16 protein-coding genes are annotated in these 16,897 nt (G+C 65.4%); all 16 read left to right on the top strand.

Going from position 1 to position 16,897, the window contains the following annotated elements:
- On the top strand, window positions 1–1,004 hold a 1,004-nt coding region (locus RR928_RS13640), incomplete at its 5' end, for a DNA gyrase C-terminal beta-propeller domain-containing protein (RefSeq protein ID WP_332682927.1).
- Window positions 1,005–1,109: 105 nt separating this feature from the next.
- Window positions 1,110–2,219, top strand: a complete 1,110-nt coding sequence (gene serC / locus RR928_RS13635; protein ID WP_332682925.1) for a 3-phosphoserine/phosphohydroxythreonine transaminase — start codon at window positions 1,110–1,112, stop codon at window positions 2,217–2,219.
- A gap of 13 nt (window positions 2,220–2,232) precedes the next feature.
- The gene (gene pheA / locus RR928_RS13630; RefSeq protein WP_332538691.1) at window positions 2,233–3,330 is read left to right on the top strand and encodes a prephenate dehydratase; all 1,098 of its coding nucleotides are present in this window, start codon (window positions 2,233–2,235) and stop codon (window positions 3,328–3,330) included.
- 42 nt (window positions 3,331–3,372) lie between these two features.
- Window positions 3,373–4,266, top strand: a complete 894-nt coding sequence (locus tag RR928_RS13625) for a prephenate dehydrogenase (RefSeq protein ID WP_332538689.1) — start codon at window positions 3,373–3,375, stop codon at window positions 4,264–4,266.
- A gap of 22 nt (window positions 4,267–4,288) precedes the next feature.
- On the top strand, window positions 4,289–6,316 hold the full coding sequence (locus RR928_RS13620; protein WP_332682923.1) for a bifunctional 3-phosphoshikimate 1-carboxyvinyltransferase/cytidylate kinase: 2,028 nt from the start codon (window positions 4,289–4,291) through the stop codon (window positions 6,314–6,316).
- 150 nt (window positions 6,317–6,466) lie between these two features.
- Window positions 6,467–8,152, top strand: coding sequence for a 30S ribosomal protein S1 (rpsA, locus tag RR928_RS13615; protein ID WP_332682929.1), 1,686 nt, complete (start codon window positions 6,467–6,469; stop codon window positions 8,150–8,152).
- A gap of 20 nt (window positions 8,153–8,172) precedes the next feature.
- On the top strand, window positions 8,173–8,565 hold the full coding sequence (locus tag RR928_RS13610; protein WP_332538687.1) for an integration host factor subunit beta: 393 nt from the start codon (window positions 8,173–8,175) through the stop codon (window positions 8,563–8,565).
- A 129-nt stretch (window positions 8,566–8,694) separates the two neighbouring features.
- Entirely contained in the window at window positions 8,695–9,000 is a 306-nt protein-coding gene (locus tag RR928_RS13605; RefSeq protein WP_332538685.1) for a LapA family protein, read from the top strand.
- On the top strand, window positions 8,990–10,144 hold the full coding sequence (gene lapB / locus RR928_RS13600) for a lipopolysaccharide assembly protein LapB (RefSeq protein ID WP_332548301.1): 1,155 nt from the start codon (window positions 8,990–8,992) through the stop codon (window positions 10,142–10,144). Before RR928_RS13605 ends, lapB begins: the two co-directional genes overlap by 11 nt.
- A 133-nt stretch (window positions 10,145–10,277) precedes the next feature.
- The gene (locus RR928_RS13595; protein WP_332538682.1) at window positions 10,278–10,628 is read left to right on the top strand and encodes a ComEA family DNA-binding protein; all 351 of its coding nucleotides are present in this window, start codon (window positions 10,278–10,280) and stop codon (window positions 10,626–10,628) included.
- Between the two features lie 132 nt (window positions 10,629–10,760).
- A complete protein-coding gene (locus RR928_RS13590) occupies window positions 10,761–13,694 on the top strand; it encodes a monovalent cation/H+ antiporter subunit A (RefSeq protein ID WP_332538680.1) in 2,934 nt (977 codons plus the stop codon).
- On the top strand, window positions 13,694–14,059 hold the full coding sequence (locus tag RR928_RS13585) for a Na+/H+ antiporter subunit C (protein WP_213304022.1): 366 nt from the start codon (window positions 13,694–13,696) through the stop codon (window positions 14,057–14,059). Before RR928_RS13590 ends, RR928_RS13585 begins: the two co-directional genes overlap by 1 nt.
- Window positions 14,056–15,750, top strand: coding sequence for a monovalent cation/H+ antiporter subunit D (locus RR928_RS13580; RefSeq protein ID WP_332548299.1), 1,695 nt, complete (start codon window positions 14,056–14,058; stop codon window positions 15,748–15,750). Before RR928_RS13585 ends, RR928_RS13580 begins: the two co-directional genes overlap by 4 nt.
- Window positions 15,747–16,235 carry a Na+/H+ antiporter subunit E gene (locus RR928_RS13575; protein ID WP_332538678.1) on the top strand — a complete coding sequence of 163 codons (489 nt, stop codon included), beginning with the start codon at window positions 15,747–15,749 and terminating at the stop codon, window positions 16,233–16,235. Before RR928_RS13580 ends, RR928_RS13575 begins: the two co-directional genes overlap by 4 nt.
- The gene (locus tag RR928_RS13570; RefSeq protein WP_213304028.1) at window positions 16,232–16,510 is read left to right on the top strand and encodes a K+/H+ antiporter subunit F; all 279 of its coding nucleotides are present in this window, start codon (window positions 16,232–16,234) and stop codon (window positions 16,508–16,510) included. Before RR928_RS13575 ends, RR928_RS13570 begins: the two co-directional genes overlap by 4 nt.
- A complete protein-coding gene (mnhG, locus tag RR928_RS13565) occupies window positions 16,507–16,893 on the top strand; it encodes a monovalent cation/H(+) antiporter subunit G (protein ID WP_332548298.1) in 387 nt (128 codons plus the stop codon). Before RR928_RS13570 ends, mnhG begins: the two co-directional genes overlap by 4 nt.
- Window positions 16,894–16,897 lie beyond the last annotated feature (4 nt).

The raw sequence follows: 16,897 nt of genomic DNA, 5'->3' as shown, positions 1-16,897 counted from the left end.
ACACCGGCTACATCAAGAGCCAGCCGCTGTCCGAATACCGCGCGCAAAAGCGCGGTGGCCGCGGCAAGCAGGCGACGGCCACGAAGGAAGACGACTGGATCGACCAGCTGTTCATCGCCAACACGCACGACTACCTGCTGTGCTTCTCCAACCGCGGCCGCCTGTACTGGCTCAAGGTCTGGGAAGTGCCTGCGGGCTCGCGCGGCTCGCGCGGCCGCCCCATCGTCAACATGTTCCCGCTGCAGGAAGGCGAGAAGATCAACGTGGTGCTGGCGCTCACCGGCGAAATGCGCAGCTTCCCCGAGGACCGCTACGTGTTCATGGGCACCAGCATGGGCACCGTGAAGAAGACCGCGCTCAACGAGTTCAACAACCCGCGCAAGGCCGGCATCATTGCCGTCAACCTCGATGACGGCGACTACCTGATCGGCGCCGCGCTGACCGACGGCGCGCATGACGTGATGCTGTTCAGCGACGGCGGCAAGGCCGTGCGCTTCGACGAGAACGACGTGCGTCCGCTGGGCCGCCAGGCGCGCGGCGTGCGCGGCATGATGCTCGAGGAAGGCCAGAGCGTGATCGCCATGCTGGTGGCGGAAGACTCCGACACCAACCCGCAAAGCGTGCTCACCGCCACCCAGCACGGCTATGGCAAGCGCACCAGCATTTCCGAATACACGCGCCACGGCCGCGGCACCAAGGGCATGATCGCCATCCAGCAATCCGAGCGCAACGGCAAGGTCGTTGCCGCGACGCTGGTGCGCGCCGATGACGAAATCATGCTGATCACCGACAAGGGTGTGCTGGTGCGCACGCGCGTCTCCGAGATCCGTGAACTGGGCCGCGCGACACAGGGCGTGACGCTGATCGCGCTGGACGACGGCTCGCAGCTCAGCGGCCTGCAGCGCATTGCCGAAAACGATGCCCAGGCTGTTGCCGAGGAGACCGAAGCCGAAGCCGGCGATACCTCCGCAGCGGACGGCAGCGACGCAGCGCCCCAGGCGTAACTCCTGCCACTCCCAAGCACGCCGGCAATGCCGGCGTGCCCGTTTACAGTTCTCCCCCACGCACGGCCCAGCGCCGCCCTGCTCTTTTTCATTCCGGTAGACACCATGAATCGCCCCTACAACTTCTCCGCCGGCCCTGCTGCCATCCCTGCCGAGGTTCTGGAAACGGCCGCGGCCGAAATGCTCGACTGGCACGGCAGCGGCATGGGCGTGATGGAAATGAGCCACCGCGGCAAGGAATTCATCTCGATCTATGAGCAGGCCGAAGCCGACCTGCGCGAGCTGCTGGCCGTGCCCGCAAACTTCAAGATCCTGTTCATGCAGGGCGGCGGCCTGGCCGAGAACGCCATCGTTCCGCTGAACCTGTCGCACGCCGCCACGGTCGACTTCGTGCTCACCGGCAGTTGGAGCCAGAAGTCGGTCAAGGAAGCCGGCAAGTACGCAGCCCAGGCGCATGTCGCGGCCAGCGGCGAAGCCAGCAACTTCACCGCCATTCCGCCCGCCGCCAGCTGGGACCTGAGCCGCGGCGCGAGCTATGTGCACATCTGCAGCAACGAAACCATTCACGGCGTCGAGTTCCATGAGCTGCCCGATCTGCAGGCCCTGGGCAGCGACGCTCCGCTGGTGATCGACTTCTCCTCGCATGTGGCCTCGCGCCCGGTCGACTGGAGCCGCGTGGGCCTGGCCTTCGGCGGCGCGCAGAAGAACATCGGCCCCGCGGGCCTGACCATCGTCATCGTGCGCGAAGACCTGCTGGGCCATGCGCTGCCGGCCTGCCCCAGCGCGTTCAACTACAAGACCGTGGCCGACAACCAGTCGATGTACAACACGCCGCCGACCTGGGGCATCTACATGGCCGGCCTGACCTTCCAGTGGCTCAAGCGCCAGCGCGAAGGCGAGCTCACGGGCATTGCCGCGATGGAGCAGCGCAACATCGCCAAGGCCGAGCTGCTGTACCGCAGCATCGACCAGTCGCAGCTGTACCTCAACAAGGTCGCGCCCAACTGCCGTTCGCGCATGAACATTCCGTTCTTCCTGCGCAACGAAGCGCTCAACGACGCCTTCCTGGCCGGCGCCAAGGAGCGCGGCCTGCTGCAGCTCAAGGGCCACAAGTCGGTGGGCGGCATGCGCGCCAGCCTCTACAACGCCATGCCGCTGGCTGGCGTCCAGGCGCTGGTCGACTACCTGCACGCTTTCGAAAAACAACACGCCTGAGAGACTTTTCGCCATGAACACGCCCCAAGCTTCGCCTGATCTTTCGGACCTGCGCCAACAGATCGACAGCATCGACCAGCAACTGCTGTCGCTGGTCAATCAGCGCGCCCGGGTGGCCGAACAGGTCGGGGAAGTCAAGAAACGCGAAGGCACGCCTTTCTTCCGCCCCGACCGCGTGGCCCAGGTGATCCAGAAGATCGAAGCCGCCAACCCCGGCCCGCTGAAGGCCACCCATGTGTCGGCGATCTGGCGCGAAATCATGTCGGCCTGCCTGGCGCTTGAATCGCCCCAGCGCGTGGCCGTTCTGGGCCCCGCGGGAACGTTCTGCGAGCAGGCCGCGGTCGACTACTTCGGCGGCGCGGCCGACCTGATGTACTGCGCCAACTTCGACGAGGTGTTCCATGCGACGGCCGCGGGCAGCGCCCAGTACGGCGTGGTGGGCGTCGAGAACTCGACCGAAGGCGTGGTCACGCGCTCGCTCGACATGTTCCTGCACACGCCCTGCCATGTGGTCGGCGAGGTCAGCCTGCTGATTCGCCACAACCTGCTGCGCATGAGCGATTCGCTGGAGAACATCGAAGTCGTCGCCGCCCACCCCCAGGCGCTGGCCCAGTGCCAGGGCTGGCTGTCCAAGCACCTGCCGCATGCCGAGCGCCGCCCGGTCGACAGCAACGCCGAAGGCGCGCGCCTGGCATCGCTGAACCCGACCTGGGCCGGCCTGGCCGGCGAGCGCGCGGCCCAGCAGTTCGGCCTGCACACCGTGGCCCATGCGATCCAGGACGAAGCCTACAACCGCACGCGCTTTGCCATCATCTGCCTGCCGCAGACGCTGGCCATGCCCCAGGCGACTGGCAAGGATTCGACCAGCCTGATCATTTCCGTGCCCAACCGCCCCGGCGCCGTGCACGACCTGCTGGTGCCGCTCAAGACCCATGGCGTGTCGATGACGCGCTTCGAGTCGCGCCCGGCGCGCACCGGCCAGTGGGAGTACTACTTCTACATCGATCTGGCCGGCCACCCGTCCGAGCCCCATGTGGCCAAGGCGCTCGAGGAGCTGCAAGGCCTGTGCGCTTTCTACAAGGTGCTGGGCGCCTACCCCACGCCTGCGTGATGTCTTTGTTGCCTGCTCTTTTTCTGCTGCCGGAGTGTGTGGATGTTTGAACAACTGGGGCTCATAGGCTGCGGCCTGATGGGCGGATCGTTTGCGCTGGCGCTGAAGAAAGCCGGTCTGGTCAAACGCGTGGTCGGCTACAGCAAGTCCCCCTCCACCACCGAGCGCGCGCGCCAGCTGGGCGTGATCGATGTCGAGGCGCCTTCGGCGCTGCTGGCCGCGGCCGGCGCCGACATCGTGCTGCTGGCCGTGCCCGTGGCGGCGACCGAAGCCACGCTCAAGTCCATCAAGCACCTGGTCACTCCGGGCATGCTGATCATGGACGTGGGCTCGACCAAGACCGACGTGGTGCAGGCCGCGCGCTCAGGCCTGCGCGACCGCATAGGCTCGTTCGTGCCGGCCCACCCGATCACGGGCAAGGAAGTCGCGGGCGTGGAGCATGCCGATGCCAACCTGTACGTGGGCAGCCATGTGGTGCTCACGCCCACCGAGCGCACGCTCACGGTGCAGCTCGAGCAGGCGCGCCAAATCTGGCAGGCGCTGGGCTGCGAGGTGCACAGCATGTCGCCCGAAGCGCATGACGCCACGCTGGCCACGGTGAGCCACCTGCCGCATCTGCTGGCATTTGCCATGATGCAAAGCGTGCTGTCCCAGCCCGGCGCCGACGCCACGCTGGCGCTTGCCGGCCCGGGGTTTCGCGACTTCACGCGCATTGCCGCGAGCAATCCGCAGATCTGGCGCGACATCCTGCTGGCCAATCGCGAACAGGTGCTGGCCCAGTCGCGCCAGTTCCGCCAGGCGCTGGAAAACCTCGAAGGCCTGATTCTCCAGGGCGACGGCCAGGGCCTGCAGGACCGCATCACGCTGGCCAGCGCGGCCCGCGCCCACTGGCGCCAGGGCCCGCGCCCCGCCTCCCCCGACCTCCAGGGCGCCTGAGCCCGCACGCCGAAACTGCGCCATGTTCAAGACCCAATTCCTCGACATTCCCGCACTTGCCACCGCCGGCGGCGAAGTGCGACTGCCCGGCTCCAAGAGCATTTCCAACCGCGTGCTGCTGCTGGCCGCGCTCAGCGAAGGCACGACCGTCGTGCACGACCTGCTCGACTCCGACGACACGCGCGTGATGCTGACCGCGCTCGAGCAGATCGGCTGCGTTCTTGAACGCGGCGCGACCACCCTGAGCATCACGGGCATTGCCGGGGCGCTGGCCGCGGGCACCAAGGCCGAGCTGTTCCTGGGCAACGCGGGCACGGCCATGCGTCCGCTGACGGCGGCGCTGTCGCTGCTGGGCGGCGATTTCACCATGCTGGGCGTGCCGCGCATGTACGAACGCCCGATTGGCGATCTGGTCGATGGCCTGCGCCAGATCGGCTGCAGCATCGACTACCTGGGCAACCCCGGCTTCCCGCCGCTGCGCATCACGCCGGCCGATTTCTCTGCCGACGCCCAGCAGCCGCCTATCCAGGTGCGCGGCGATGTGTCGAGCCAGTTCCTGACTTCGCTGCTGATGGCGCTGCCGCTGCGCGCCGCGCAGCAGGACATCCACATCGAAGTCGTCGGCGAGCTGATCTCCAAGCCCTACATCCACATCACGCTGGAGCTGCTGGCGCGCTTCGGCATCGCGGTGAAAAACGACAGCTGGCAGCGCTTCACGATTCCCGCGGGCAGCCGCTACCGCTCGCCGGGTGATATCCACGTCGAGGCCGATGCCTCGTCGGCCAGCTACTTCATCGCGCTGGGCGCGATCGCGGCCGAAGGCAGCGAAGGCGTGCGCATCCTGGGCGTGGGCGCGCAGTCCATCCAGGGCGACATCCGCTTTGTCGAGGCCGCGCAGGCCATGGGCGCGCAGGTCGACAGCGGCCCCAACTGGCTGCAGGTACGGCGCGGGCGCTGGCCGCTGCAGGCCATCGATCTCGACTGCAACCATATTCCCGACGCCGCGATGACGCTGGCCGTGATGGCGCTGTACGCCGAAGGCACGACCACGCTGCGCAACATCGCGAGCTGGCGCGTCAAGGAAACCGACCGTATTGCCGCCATGGCCTGCGAGCTGCGCAAGCTGGGCGCGACGGTGGAGGAAGGCGCGGACTATCTGCGCGTCACGCCGCCGGCCCGGCCCGCCGACTGGCGCGCGGCCAGCATCCACACCTATGACGACCACCGCGTAGCGATGTGCTTTTCGCTGGCGGCGTTCAACGCGCAGAAGCTGCCGGTGCGCATCGAAGATCCGCAGTGCGTGGCCAAGACTTTTCCCGACTATTTCGAGGCGCTGTTCTCCGTCTGCCAGACGCCGCGTGAACAGATTCCCGTGATCTGCATCGACGGCCCCAGCGCTTCGGGCAAGGGCACGATTGCCGCCGAAATTGCCCACCGCCTGGGCTATGGCATTCTCGACTCGGGCGCGCTGTACCGCATCGCGGGCCTGGCCGCCCACCGCGCAGGCATCGCCATCGACCCCGCGCACGAAGACCGGATCGTCGCGCTGCTGGCCACGCTCGATATCCGCTTCACTCCCAGCCATCAGATCCTCATCGATGGCGAAGACGTGGGCCATGCGATACGCAGCGAGGAAGCCGGCATGGATGCGTCACGCGTCTCGGCCCTGCCCAAGGTGCGCGCGGCGCTGATCGCGCTGCAGCTGGGATTCCAGCAGCTGCCCGGCCTCGTTGCCGACGGCCGCGACATGGGCACGGTGATCTTTCCCGCGGCCCAACTCAAGGTCTACCTGATCGCCTCCGCCGAATGCCGTGCTGAGAGAAGGTATAAACAATTGATTTCCAAAGGAATTTCAGCTAACATCACGGCGCTTCGTGCAGACCTTGAAGCCCGTGACGCCCGCGACATGTCGCGCAGCGTGGCGCCGCTCAAGCCCGCACCAGACGCTTTGTCCCTCGACAGCTCTCTACTCTCCATCGAACAGGTGGTAACGCAGGTGCTTGACTGGTGGCAAGAGCGACAGCCCTTCAAGGCCGTCTTGAAGAGCTGACACCGGTCCCTCTGCCGCCTTTCGCCCTGGCTAGCGATTGGCAGAGGGTTATTGAACTATAGCCCGCGGATCCGTCCGCAACCTCCGCAATCAGCCTTAAAAACGCGAGCAATTGTGCTCTCGGAAACCTGTTTGCGGCCAAGGAAATACATGTCTGAATCTTTTGCCGCCCTTTTTGAAGAATCGTTGCAACGCACGGAAATGCGTCCTGGCGAAGTCATCACCGCTGAAGTCGTTCGCGTCGAACACAACTTCGTGGTGGTCAACGCCGGTCTGAAGTCGGAAGCCTACGTGCCCCTCGACGAATTCAAGAACGATCAGGGCGAAGTCGAAGTCCAAGTCGGTGACTTCGTGTCGGTGGCCATCGGTTCCATCGAAAACGGCTACGGCGACACCATCCTGTCGCGCGACACCGCCAAGCGTCTGGCTTCCTGGCTGGCCCTGGAAAAGGCGCTGGAATCGGGCGAATTCGTGACCGGCACCACCTCCGGCAAGGTCAAGGGCGGCCTGACCGTTCTGGTCAACGGCATCCGCGCATTCCTGCCCGGTTCGCTGATCGATACACGTCCGATCAAGGATCTGACGCCGTACGAAAACAAGACCCTGGAATTCAAGGTCATCAAGCTGGATCGCAAGCGCAACAACGTGGTGCTGTCGCGCCGCGCTGTGGTGGAAGCCTCCATGGGCGAAGAACGCGCCAAGCTGATGGAAACCCTGAAGGAAGGCGCCATTGTTCAAGGCGTGGTCAAGAACATCACCGAATACGGTGCGTTCGTGGACCTGGGCGGTATCGACGGCCTGCTGCACATCACCGACATGGCATGGCGCCGTGTGCGTCACCCTTCCGAAGTGGTGACTGCTGGTCAAGAAATCACTGCCAAGATCCTGAAGTTCGACACCGAAAAGAACCGCGTGTCCCTGGGCCTGAAGCAAATGGGCGACGATCCATGGATGGGCGTTTCGCGCCGTTATCCTTCGGCTACCCGTCTGTTCGGCAAGGTCACCAACATTGCTGACTACGGCGCATTCGTGGAACTGGAACCAGGCATCGAAGGTCTGGTTCACGTTTCCGAAATGGACTGGACCAACAAGAACGTTGCTCCTTCCAAGCTCGTGTCCCTGGGCGACGAAGTCGAAGTCATGGTTCTGGAAATCGACGAAGACAAGCGTCGCATCTCCCTGGGCATGAAGCAGTGCAAGGCCAACCCATGGCAAGAATTCGCGCAAAACACCAAGCGCGGTGACCGCGTCAAGGGCCCGATCAAGTCGATCACCGACTTCGGCGTGTTCGTTGGCCTGGCTGCCGGCATCGACGGCCTGGTTCACCTGTCCGACCTGTCGTGGAACGAAACCGGCGAAGCCGCAGTTCGTAACTACAAGAAGGGCCAAGAAGTCGAAGCCATCGTGTTGGCCGTGGACGTGGAACGTGAACGTATCAGCCTGGGCATCAAGCAGCTGGACAGCGATCCCTTCACCACCTTCGCTACTGTCAACGACAAGGGCCAGATCGTGACCGGCAAGGTCAAGACCGTGGACGCCCGTGGCGCTGAAATCGACCTCGGCGAAGACATCCTGGGCTACCTGCGCGTTTCCGAAATCTCGCGCGACCGCGTGGAAGATGCGCGCTCGGTGCTCAAGGAAGGCGACGAAGTCACTGCCGTGGTGCTGAACGTGGATCGCAAGACCCGCAACATCCAGCTGTCCATCAAGCAAAAGGACATGGTCGACCAGCAAGAAGCCATGGCTTCCCTGTCGGCACAATCGTCGCGCGAAAGCGCCGGCACGACCAGCCTGGGCGCTCTGCTGCGCGCCAAGCTGGACAACTCCGACAAGTAAGCCCTCCCGCTTAGCTTGAGTTGGATGCGGCGGGCGCTTTAGGCGCCCGCCGCTTTTTTCTTAAAACACTGGATTCGCTTTCGATGACCCGTTCTGATCTCGTCGAAGAACTGGCCGCACGTTTCGGTCAATTGACGCAACGCGACGCCGAGCTCGCAGTCAAAACCATTCTGGATGCGGTGGGCGATGCCCTGGTGCGCGGGCAACGCATTGAAATCCGCGGCTTTGGCAGCTTTTCCGTCAACCACCGCCTCGCACGCATGGGTCGCAACCCCCGCAGCGGCGAAGCCGTACATATTCCGCAAAAACGCGTCCCCCATTTCAAGCCGGGCAAGGCCCTGCGCGAAGCCGTGGACCAGCGCACGGCCGAACTCGGCGGTGCCCAGGCCCTGTTGCTGGCCGAAAAGAAATAACTCCTGCCTGCGCGGAATCCGCGCGCGACCCGGCGGCAAAAGGCTTGCACCAAGCCCCCCGGCCTTGGGTCCACACGCTCCGCGGGTGAATCAAGGCCTATAGAATCAGGCGGTCACACAAGGGGTCGCATGAAATACATACTGTGGCTGCTCAAGGCGGCCATTTTTTTTACTCTCTTCGCCTTTGCGCTGAACAACCAGCAAAACGCCACGGTGCACTTCTTCTTCGGCACCCAATGGACGGCGCCACAGGTACTGATCGTGCTCACCGCCTTTGGCGCCGGCCTGGTCGCAGGCGTGCTGGGCATGGTGCCGCGCTGGCTCAAGCACCGCAGCGCGGCCCAGCGCGCCGCCCAGCCTGAAGCGGCGCCCGTTGCCGCCGAGTCCACTGCACCCGCACCTCCCCTGCCGCCCCACGATCTCCATGGAATTTGATCTCAACTGGATTCTGCTGGGCCTGCCGCTGGCCTTCGTTCTGGGCTGGGTTGCTTCCCGCTTCGATGCGCGGCAAATGCGCGCGGAAAACCGCAGCGCGCCCAAGGCCTACTTCAAGGGCCTGAACTTCCTGCTCAACGAGCAGCAGGACAAGGCCATCGATGCGTTCATCGAAGCCGTGCAGAACGATCCCGACACGTCCGAGCTGCACTTCGCGCTGGGCAACCTGTTCCGCCGCCGCGGCGAATACAACCGCGCGGTGCGCGTGCACGAGCACCTGCTGTCGCGCGGCGATCTGAGCCGGCCCGACCGCGACCGCGCCCAGCATGCGCTGGCTCTCGACTTTCTCAAGGCCGGACTGCTGGACCGCGCCGAAGACGCGCTGCGCCGCCTCGAAGGCACGCATTTCGAAGCCGAAGCCCGATTGGCGCTGCTGGCCATCTACGAGCGTTCGCGCGACTGGAAACAGGCAGGCGAGATTGCCCAGCGCATGCAGACCGCGCAACAAGGCGATTTCAGCGTGCGCCTGGCGCATTACCTGTGCGAAGAGGCCGATGGCCTGGCCGCGAACGGCCAGCTCGAAGCCGCGATGGCCAGGCATCAGCAGGCGCTGCTGATCGCGCCCCAGGCCGCGCGCCCGCAGATCGATCTGGCGCGCTTGCAACTGCGCCTGGGCCAGGCCGCGCAGGCCTGGGACACGCTGCAGGCGCTGGCCGAGAAAAGCCCCAGCGCCCTGCCCCTGGCTGCGGCGCTGCTGCCCGAGATCGCCAAGACGCTGCCGCAGGCCCCCATACGCCCCTGGCTCGAGGCGCAATACCAGCGCACGCCTTCGCTGGACCTGCTGCAGGCGCTGGTCGCACTCGATGCCGACAGCGGAGAAACCCAGGCGCCCGGGCGCCAGCGCTATGTCGCCCACTTGGGCAAGGAACCCTCGCTGGTCGCGGCGACGCGCTGGCTCGCGGACGAGGCTTTCGCCGAAGAGCAGCACCACCCCGCGGTGCAACGCGCGCTAGAGCACGCAAGCAAGCCGCTGACGCGCTACCGCTGCGCCGCCTGCGGCTTCGAGGCACGCCAACATTTCTGGCATTGCCCGGGTTGCCAGAGCTGGGACAGCTATCCCGCGCGTCGCGTCGAAGAGCTGTGATCTGATGTCCACAATGCGTTGAATCCGGGTTTACCCGGCTTCAGCGCGGGCGTCGCGCTGCCGTACGATGCCTGCATCAAGGCTTGCGATCAACGCAGTTCAGCGCCGATACGCATGATCAAAGGGAAGCGCGATGCTGAAGAAACTTCTGACCATTTCGGCTTTGCTTTGCGCCAGCTGTGCGTTTGCACGCGTCGATGCCAACCAGGCCACGCAGGCCGAACTCGATGCGATCAAGGGCATAGGCCCGGCGCTCTCCCAACGCATCATCACGCAGCGCAAGAAAGCGCCGTTTGCCGATTGGGCCGACCTGATAGACCGGGTGCACGGCGTGGGCAACACCTCGGCCGCCAGATTCTCCGCCGAGGGACTCACGGTCAACGGCAGGACATTCCCGGGCGCGCAGACGCCCCACGGACGCAATGCCCCTGCCGCCACGCCAGCCATGGCGGCAGACAAAGCCCCATCGCCAACCCTGCGCTGAGCCGCTGCAAAACCGCCACTTGAACCATTTCCGCCTAGGCGGTTTTTTTATGTCCGCGCCATGACCCTAATTGAAAACATGCTCAGATTTTCATAGCGAAATTCTGCTGCTTGCCCGTAAAATGCAACGCACATGCCGTTGATCTTCCTCATTATTCTGCCTTTCCTCGGCAGCCTTTTGGCTGCCGTATTGCCGACCAATGCCCGCAATACCGAGTCCACACTGGCTGGACTGATAGCGCTGGGCTGCGCCATCCAGGTGGCGATGCTGTTCCCGGAAGTCGCCGATGGCGGCGTGCTGCGCCAGGAAATAGAGTGGATTCCCGCGCTGGGAATGAATCTGATCGTGCGCATGGACGGTTTCGCCTGGATGTTCTCCATGCTGGTGCTGGGCATAGGCTCGCTGGTGGTGCTCTATGCGCGCTACTACATGTCGCCCGCCGACCCGGTGCCGCGTTTCTTCTCGTTCTTCCTGGCGTTCATGGGCGCGATGATGGGCGTGGTGCTCTCGGGCAACATCATCCAGCTGGCATTCTTCTGGGAGCTGACCAGCCTGTTCTCCTTCCTGCTGATCGGCTACTGGCACCACCGCAAGGATGCGCGCCAGGGCGCGCGCATGGCGATGACGGTCACGGGCACGGGCGGGCTGTGCATGCTCGCCGGCATGCTGGTGCTGGGGCATATCGTCGGCAGCTACGACCTCGACCATATCCTTGCCGCGGGCCAGCAGATCCGCGACCACCATCTCTATCTCACGGCGCTGGTGCTGATCCTGCTGGGCGCGCTCAGCAAGAGCGCGCAGTTCCCCTTCCACTTCTGGCTGCCGCATGCGATGGCCGCGCCCACGCCGGTGTCGGCGTATCTGCACTCGGCAACCATGGTCAAGGCCGGCGTGTTCCTGCTGGCGCGCATGTGGCCGGTGCTGGGCGACACCGAGGCCTGGTTCTGGCTGGTCGGCGGCGCGGGCCTGTGCACGCTGCTGCTGGGCGGGTATCTGGCGATGTTCCAGAACGACCTCAAGGGGCTTCTTGCCTATTCGACGATTTCGCATCTGGGCCTGATCACGCTGCTGCTGGGCCTCAACAGCCCGCTGGCCGCGGTCGCGGCCGTGTTCCACATCATGAACCACGCGACCTTCAAGGCTTCGCTGTTCATGGCCGTGGGCATCGTCGACCATGAGAGCGGCACGCGCGACATCCGCCGCCTTTCGGGCCTGCGCAGCATGATGCCGGTGACCGCCACACTGGCCATGGTGGCCAGCGCGGCCATGGCCGGCGTGCCGCTGCTCAATGGCTTTCTCTCCAAGGAAATGTTCTTTGCCGAGACCGTCTACCTCGATGCCGCTCCCTGGGTGCGCTCCTGGCTGCCGGTCGCGGCGACGCTGGCCGGCATGTTCAGCGTGGCCTATTCGCTGCGCTTCACCGCCGATGTGTTTTTCGGCCCGCCGGCCACCGATCTGCCGCTGACGCCGCACGAGCCGCCGCGCTGGATGATTCTTCCGGTCGCGCTGCTGGTGCTCGCCTGCCTGGTGGTCGGTATTCTGCCGGCGCTGACGATGGACGCCTTCCTGCGCGCCGCGGCCACACCTGTCGTCGGCGGCACGCTGCCGGTGTTCAGCCTGGCCGTGTGGCATGGCGTGAATGCGCCTTTCATCATGAGCATCCTGGCGCTGCTCGGCGGCATTGCCATCCATTGCCTGCTGCGCTGGCTGCGCCGCGCGGGCCACGCCGAAGCCGCGCCCATTGCCCGCCACTTCGACGGCCGGCGCTTCTTTGAAACCCTGCTCGCCTGGCTGCAGGCGGGCGCGCGCCGCGGCCGCCGCATGCTCAGCACCATGCGCCTGCAGTGGCAGATGCTGTGGCTGGTATCCCTGGCGCTGGCCGCGGCCATTTTCTCGCTGTGGGATCGTGATCTGCAACTGGGCAACCGCGGCACGCTGCCGCTGTCGCCGGCCTTCGTGCTGCTGTGGGTGCTGGGCTGCACCTGCGCGCTGGCCGCGGCCTGGAAAGCCAAATTCCACCGGATGGCCGCGCTGATCATGCTGGGCGTCAGCGGCCTGTGCGTCTGCATCACCTTCCTCTGGTTCTCCGCGCCCGATCTGGCGCTGACGCAGCTGGTGGTGGAAGTCGTCACCACGGTGCTGATCATGCTGGGCCTGCGCTGGCTGCCCAAGCGCGACAAGAACCTGCGCATTCCTGCGCTGTCGACCCAGGGCCGGGCGCGCGCGCGCCGCATGCGCGACCTGGGCCTGGCCCTGGCCGCGGGCGGCGGCATGGCCTGGCTGGCCTTCGCGATGATGAGCCGGCCGTTCCACGACAGCACCTCGACCTTCTTCCTGGAGAACGCGCTCACGGGCGGCGGCGGCACCAACGTGGTCAACGTGATGCTGGTCGACTTCCGCGGTTTCGACACCTTCGGCGAGATCGTGGTGCTGGGCGTGGTCGCGTTGACCGTGTATGCGCTGCTGCGGCGCTTCCGCCCGGCGCGCGAGACCATGGACCTGCCCGAGCAGCAGCGCTTTGTTCCGGGCGATCTGCAGACCGACCTGCTGAACCCGCGCCACGCCAGCGACACCGCGGTCGGCTACCTGATGGTGCCCGCGGTGCTGGTGCGGCTGCTGCTGCCGTTCGCCACCCTGGTCTCCATCTATCTGTTCATGCGCGGCCACAACGAGCCCGGCGGCGGCTTCATTGCCGGCCTGGTGTTCTCGGTGGCATTGCTGCTGCAATACATCATCTCGGGCACGCAGTGGGTGGAGGCCCACTTCGCGCTGTTCCCGCGCCGCTGGATCGCGGTCGGCCTGCTGCTCGCGCTGATGACCGGTTTCGGCTCCATCGTCGCCGGCTACCCGTTCATGACCAGCCACAGTTTCCACTTCACATTGCCGTTGGTGGGCGAGATCCACCTGGCCAGCGCCACCTTCTTCGACCTGGGCGTGTTCGTGCTGGTCGTAGGTTCCACGATGTTGATACTGACGGCCATTGCCCACCAATCCGTACGCGGCCACCGCTACCATGCGCGCCTGCTCGATGACGACCAACTCGACGAGAACGAGAGGGCCCACTGATGGAACTCGTACTTGCCATTGCGATTGGCGTTCTCACCGGCTCGGGCGTGTGGTTGCTGCTGCGCCCGCGTACCTATCAGGTCATCATGGGCCTGTCGCTGATGGCCTATGCCGTCAATCTGTTCATCTTCAGCATGGGCCGCCAGGGCCTGGCCATCGACAAGGAGCCGGTGCTCAAGCCCGGCATTGCCCAGGATCTGGTGAATTACGCCGACCCCATGCCCCAGGCGCTGGTGCTCACGGCCATCGTCATCGGCTTTGCCTCGACCGCGCTGTTCCTGGTGGTGCTGCTGGCTTCGCGCGGCACCGCGGGCAACGACCATGTGGACGGAGTGCATTCGCGTGACGTGCAGGAGATGCCATGACGGACATCGCGAGCCTGCTCATGCCGCACCTGATGCTGGCACCCATTGCGCTGCCCATGCTCACCGCGGCGCTGATGCTGCTGATGCGCGAGGAGCAGCAGCGCCTCAAGCTCGGCTTCAACATCCTGTCGACCCTGATCGGCCTGGTGATCGCCATCGCCCTGCTCGGCTGGACCGACCAGGCCGGCGCCCCCGTGACCATGGGCGTGTACATGCCGGGCAACTGGCCTGCGCCGTTCGGCATATCACTGGCGCTGGACCGGCTGTCGGCGCTGATGCTGGTGGTGACCAGCGTCGTGGCGCTGTCGTCCATCGTCTTTGCCGCGGCGCGCTGGCACCGCGCGGGCGTGCACTTCCACCCGCTGTTCCAGTTCCAGCTGATGGGGCTGGCGGGGGCATTCCTCACCGCCGATCTGTTCAACCTGTTCGTGTTCTTCGAGATCACGCTGGCCGCCTCCTACGGCCTGCTGCTGCACGGCTCGGGGCGCGCGCGCATCCAGTCGGGCCTGCATTACATCGCAATCAACCTGGCCGCTTCGTCGCTGCTGCTGATCGGCGTGTCCATGCTCTACGGCATCACGGGAACGCTCAACATGGCCGATCTGGCCAGCGCCATTCCGCATGTCGACGCTGCCGATCGCGGACTGCTGCACGCGGCCGCGTCGATTCTGGCGATGGCTTTCCTGATCAAGGCCGCGATGTGGCCGCTGAACTTCTGGCTGGTGCCCGCATACAGCGCCGCGACCGCGCCGGTGGGCGCGCTGTTCGCGCTGATGACCAAGCTGGGGGTCTATACCGTGCTGCGGCTGTGGACGCTGATGTTCAGCAGCCAGGCCGGCGACTCCGCGCTGTTCGGCAGCGCCTGGCTCATGTGTGGCGGCATGCTGACCATGGCCTTCGGCGCGATCGGCATGCTGGGCTCGCAGCGGCTGACGAATCTTGCGGGCTATGCCGCCATACTTTCGTCGGGCACGCTGCTCGCGGCCGCGGGCTTCGGCCAGAACCTGCTGACGGCCGGCATTTTGTACTACCTGCCCAGTTCGACGTTTGCGGTCGCTGCGCTATTCCTGCTCGCCGATCTGATAGACCGCTGGCGCAACGCGGGCGCGCGCACCGCGCCCTATGAAGACGACGAAGCACCTTTCCTCAACGCCGAGCTCGTGCCCACCACCGGCCTGAACCTCGACGAGGACGAGGAAGTGCTGATCGGCCGGGTGATTCCCGCGGCCGCGGCTTTCCTGGGCCTGGCATTCATGGTCTGCACGCTGGTGATCTCGGGCCTGCCGCCGCTGTCGGGCTTCGTCGGCAAGATCGCGATGCTCAATGCCCTGCTCAATCCGCTGGGCGTAGGGACCTCGGCGGGCTACCAGCCCGGCATCTGGGGCTGGACGCTGCTGATGCTGCTGATAGGCACGGGCCTGATCGGCTCGATCGCGCTGATACGCGTGGGCATGCGCCATTTCTGGGCCAGTCATGACCGCAACACGCCGCAGCTGCGCGTGGCCGAAGGCCTGCCCATCGCGGTGCTGCTGCTGTGCTGCATCGCGATGACCGTGCAGGCCGGCCCCGTGATGCGCTACATGCAGAACGCGGCCGATGCGCTGCATTCGCCAGGCACCTACATCCACGGCGTGCTGACGCAGGCGCCCGTGCCCAATCCCGCGCCCATTCTCTCCAAGGAGCAGCCATGAAAGTCCTGCTGCCCGCGCCACTGCTTTCGGTGGCACTGCTGCTTCTCTGGCTGCTGCTCAACCAGTCGCTGGGTGCCGGCCATATCCTGCTGGGCACCATCCTGGGACTGGCGGTTCCCGTGCTGCTGCGCGGCCTGCGGCCCTTGCCGGTGCGCATACGCCATCCATTGACCATCCTGCGGCTGGCCCTCAGCGTGGTCTACGACACCTCGGTGTCCAATCTGACGGTGGTGCGCTTTCTGCTGTTTCCGTCGTACCGCAAGCATGGCGCGGATTTCGTGCACATTCCGCTCGAACTGCGCGACCCGAACGCGCTGGCCGTGCTGGCGATGATCGTCTGCATCACGCCGGGAACATCCTGGGCCGAGCTGTCGCGCGACCGCTCGGTATTGCTGCTGCACGCGCTCGAAGTCGGTGACCCGCAGGCAGTCATAGACCACATCAAGACCCGCTACGAGCGCCCTCTGATGGAGATTTTTGAATGAGCCCGTATTTCGTCTGGGCGCTTTCCCTGGCGCTGTTTCTGCTGGTCGCGGCCATGGCCTGCGCGCTGTTCCGCCTGCTCAAGGGGCCGGCAGCCCAGGACCGCGTCCTCGCGCTCGACTGCATGTACACCATAGGCATGCTGGCCATGCTGGTGCTGGGCATCATGTACAGCAGCACCGATTACTTCGAGGCCGCGCTGCTGATCGCGCTGTTCGGCTGCATCAGCTCGACGGCCATGGCCAAGTTCCTGCTGCGCGGGGAGGTCATCGAATGAACGAAGTCATGATTCCCCTCTGGGCCCAGGCCGTGGTCGGCGCACTGGTGATCATCGGCGCGCTGATCACCCTGCTGGGCTCGCTGGGGCTGGTGCGGCTCAAGAGCTATTTCGAACGCGTGCACTCGCCGTCCATCATCGCCACGCTGGGCTGCTGGTGCATCATGCATGCCACGGTGCTGTTCTTCTCCGTCATGGAGCAGCGCCTGGCGCTGCACGCGCTGCTGATCGCGGTGTTCATTTCGGTGACGGTGCCGATCACCACGATTTTCCTGATGCGCGCCGCGCTGTTCCGCGCCCGCCGCACGGGCCAGAACGTGCCGCCCGCCGTGAGCCGCGTGGTCTCCAGCGATCCGGCCGACAGCATCGAAAACCGTTATTGATTGC

Source organism: Comamonas sp., assembly GCF_036666375.1.
Taxonomy (GTDB): Bacteria; Pseudomonadota; Gammaproteobacteria; order Burkholderiales; family Burkholderiaceae_C; genus Comamonas.
This window is presented reverse-complemented; position numbering and strand designations above follow the sequence as displayed.

Bases quoted from the DNA above. Each gene is read 5' to 3' on its own strand.
- serC (WP_332682925.1), top strand. From the start codon at position 1,110: ATGAATCGCCCCTACAACTTCTCCGCCGGCCCTGCTGCCATCCCTGCC.
- pheA (WP_332538691.1), top strand. From the start codon at position 2,233: ATGAACACGCCCCAAGCTTCGCCTGATCTTTCGGACCTGCGCCAACAG.
- RR928_RS13625 (WP_332538689.1), top strand. From the start codon at position 3,373: ATGTTTGAACAACTGGGGCTCATAGGCTGCGGCCTGATGGGCGGATCG.
- RR928_RS13620 (WP_332682923.1), top strand. From the start codon at position 4,289: ATGTTCAAGACCCAATTCCTCGACATTCCCGCACTTGCCACCGCCGGC.
- rpsA (WP_332682929.1), top strand. From the start codon at position 6,467: ATGTCTGAATCTTTTGCCGCCCTTTTTGAAGAATCGTTGCAACGCACG.
- RR928_RS13605 (WP_332538685.1), top strand. From the start codon at position 8,695: ATGAAATACATACTGTGGCTGCTCAAGGCGGCCATTTTTTTTACTCTC.
- lapB (WP_332548301.1), top strand. From the start codon at position 8,990: ATGGAATTTGATCTCAACTGGATTCTGCTGGGCCTGCCGCTGGCCTTC.
- RR928_RS13595 (WP_332538682.1), top strand. From the start codon at position 10,278: ATGCTGAAGAAACTTCTGACCATTTCGGCTTTGCTTTGCGCCAGCTGT.
- RR928_RS13590 (WP_332538680.1), top strand. From the start codon at position 10,761: ATGCCGTTGATCTTCCTCATTATTCTGCCTTTCCTCGGCAGCCTTTTG.
- RR928_RS13585 (WP_213304022.1), top strand. From the start codon at position 13,694: ATGGAACTCGTACTTGCCATTGCGATTGGCGTTCTCACCGGCTCGGGC.
- RR928_RS13580 (WP_332548299.1), top strand. From the start codon at position 14,056: ATGACGGACATCGCGAGCCTGCTCATGCCGCACCTGATGCTGGCACCC.
- RR928_RS13575 (WP_332538678.1), top strand. From the start codon at position 15,747: ATGAAAGTCCTGCTGCCCGCGCCACTGCTTTCGGTGGCACTGCTGCTT.
- RR928_RS13570 (WP_213304028.1), top strand. From the start codon at position 16,232: ATGAGCCCGTATTTCGTCTGGGCGCTTTCCCTGGCGCTGTTTCTGCTG.
- mnhG (WP_332548298.1), top strand. From the start codon at position 16,507: ATGAACGAAGTCATGATTCCCCTCTGGGCCCAGGCCGTGGTCGGCGCA.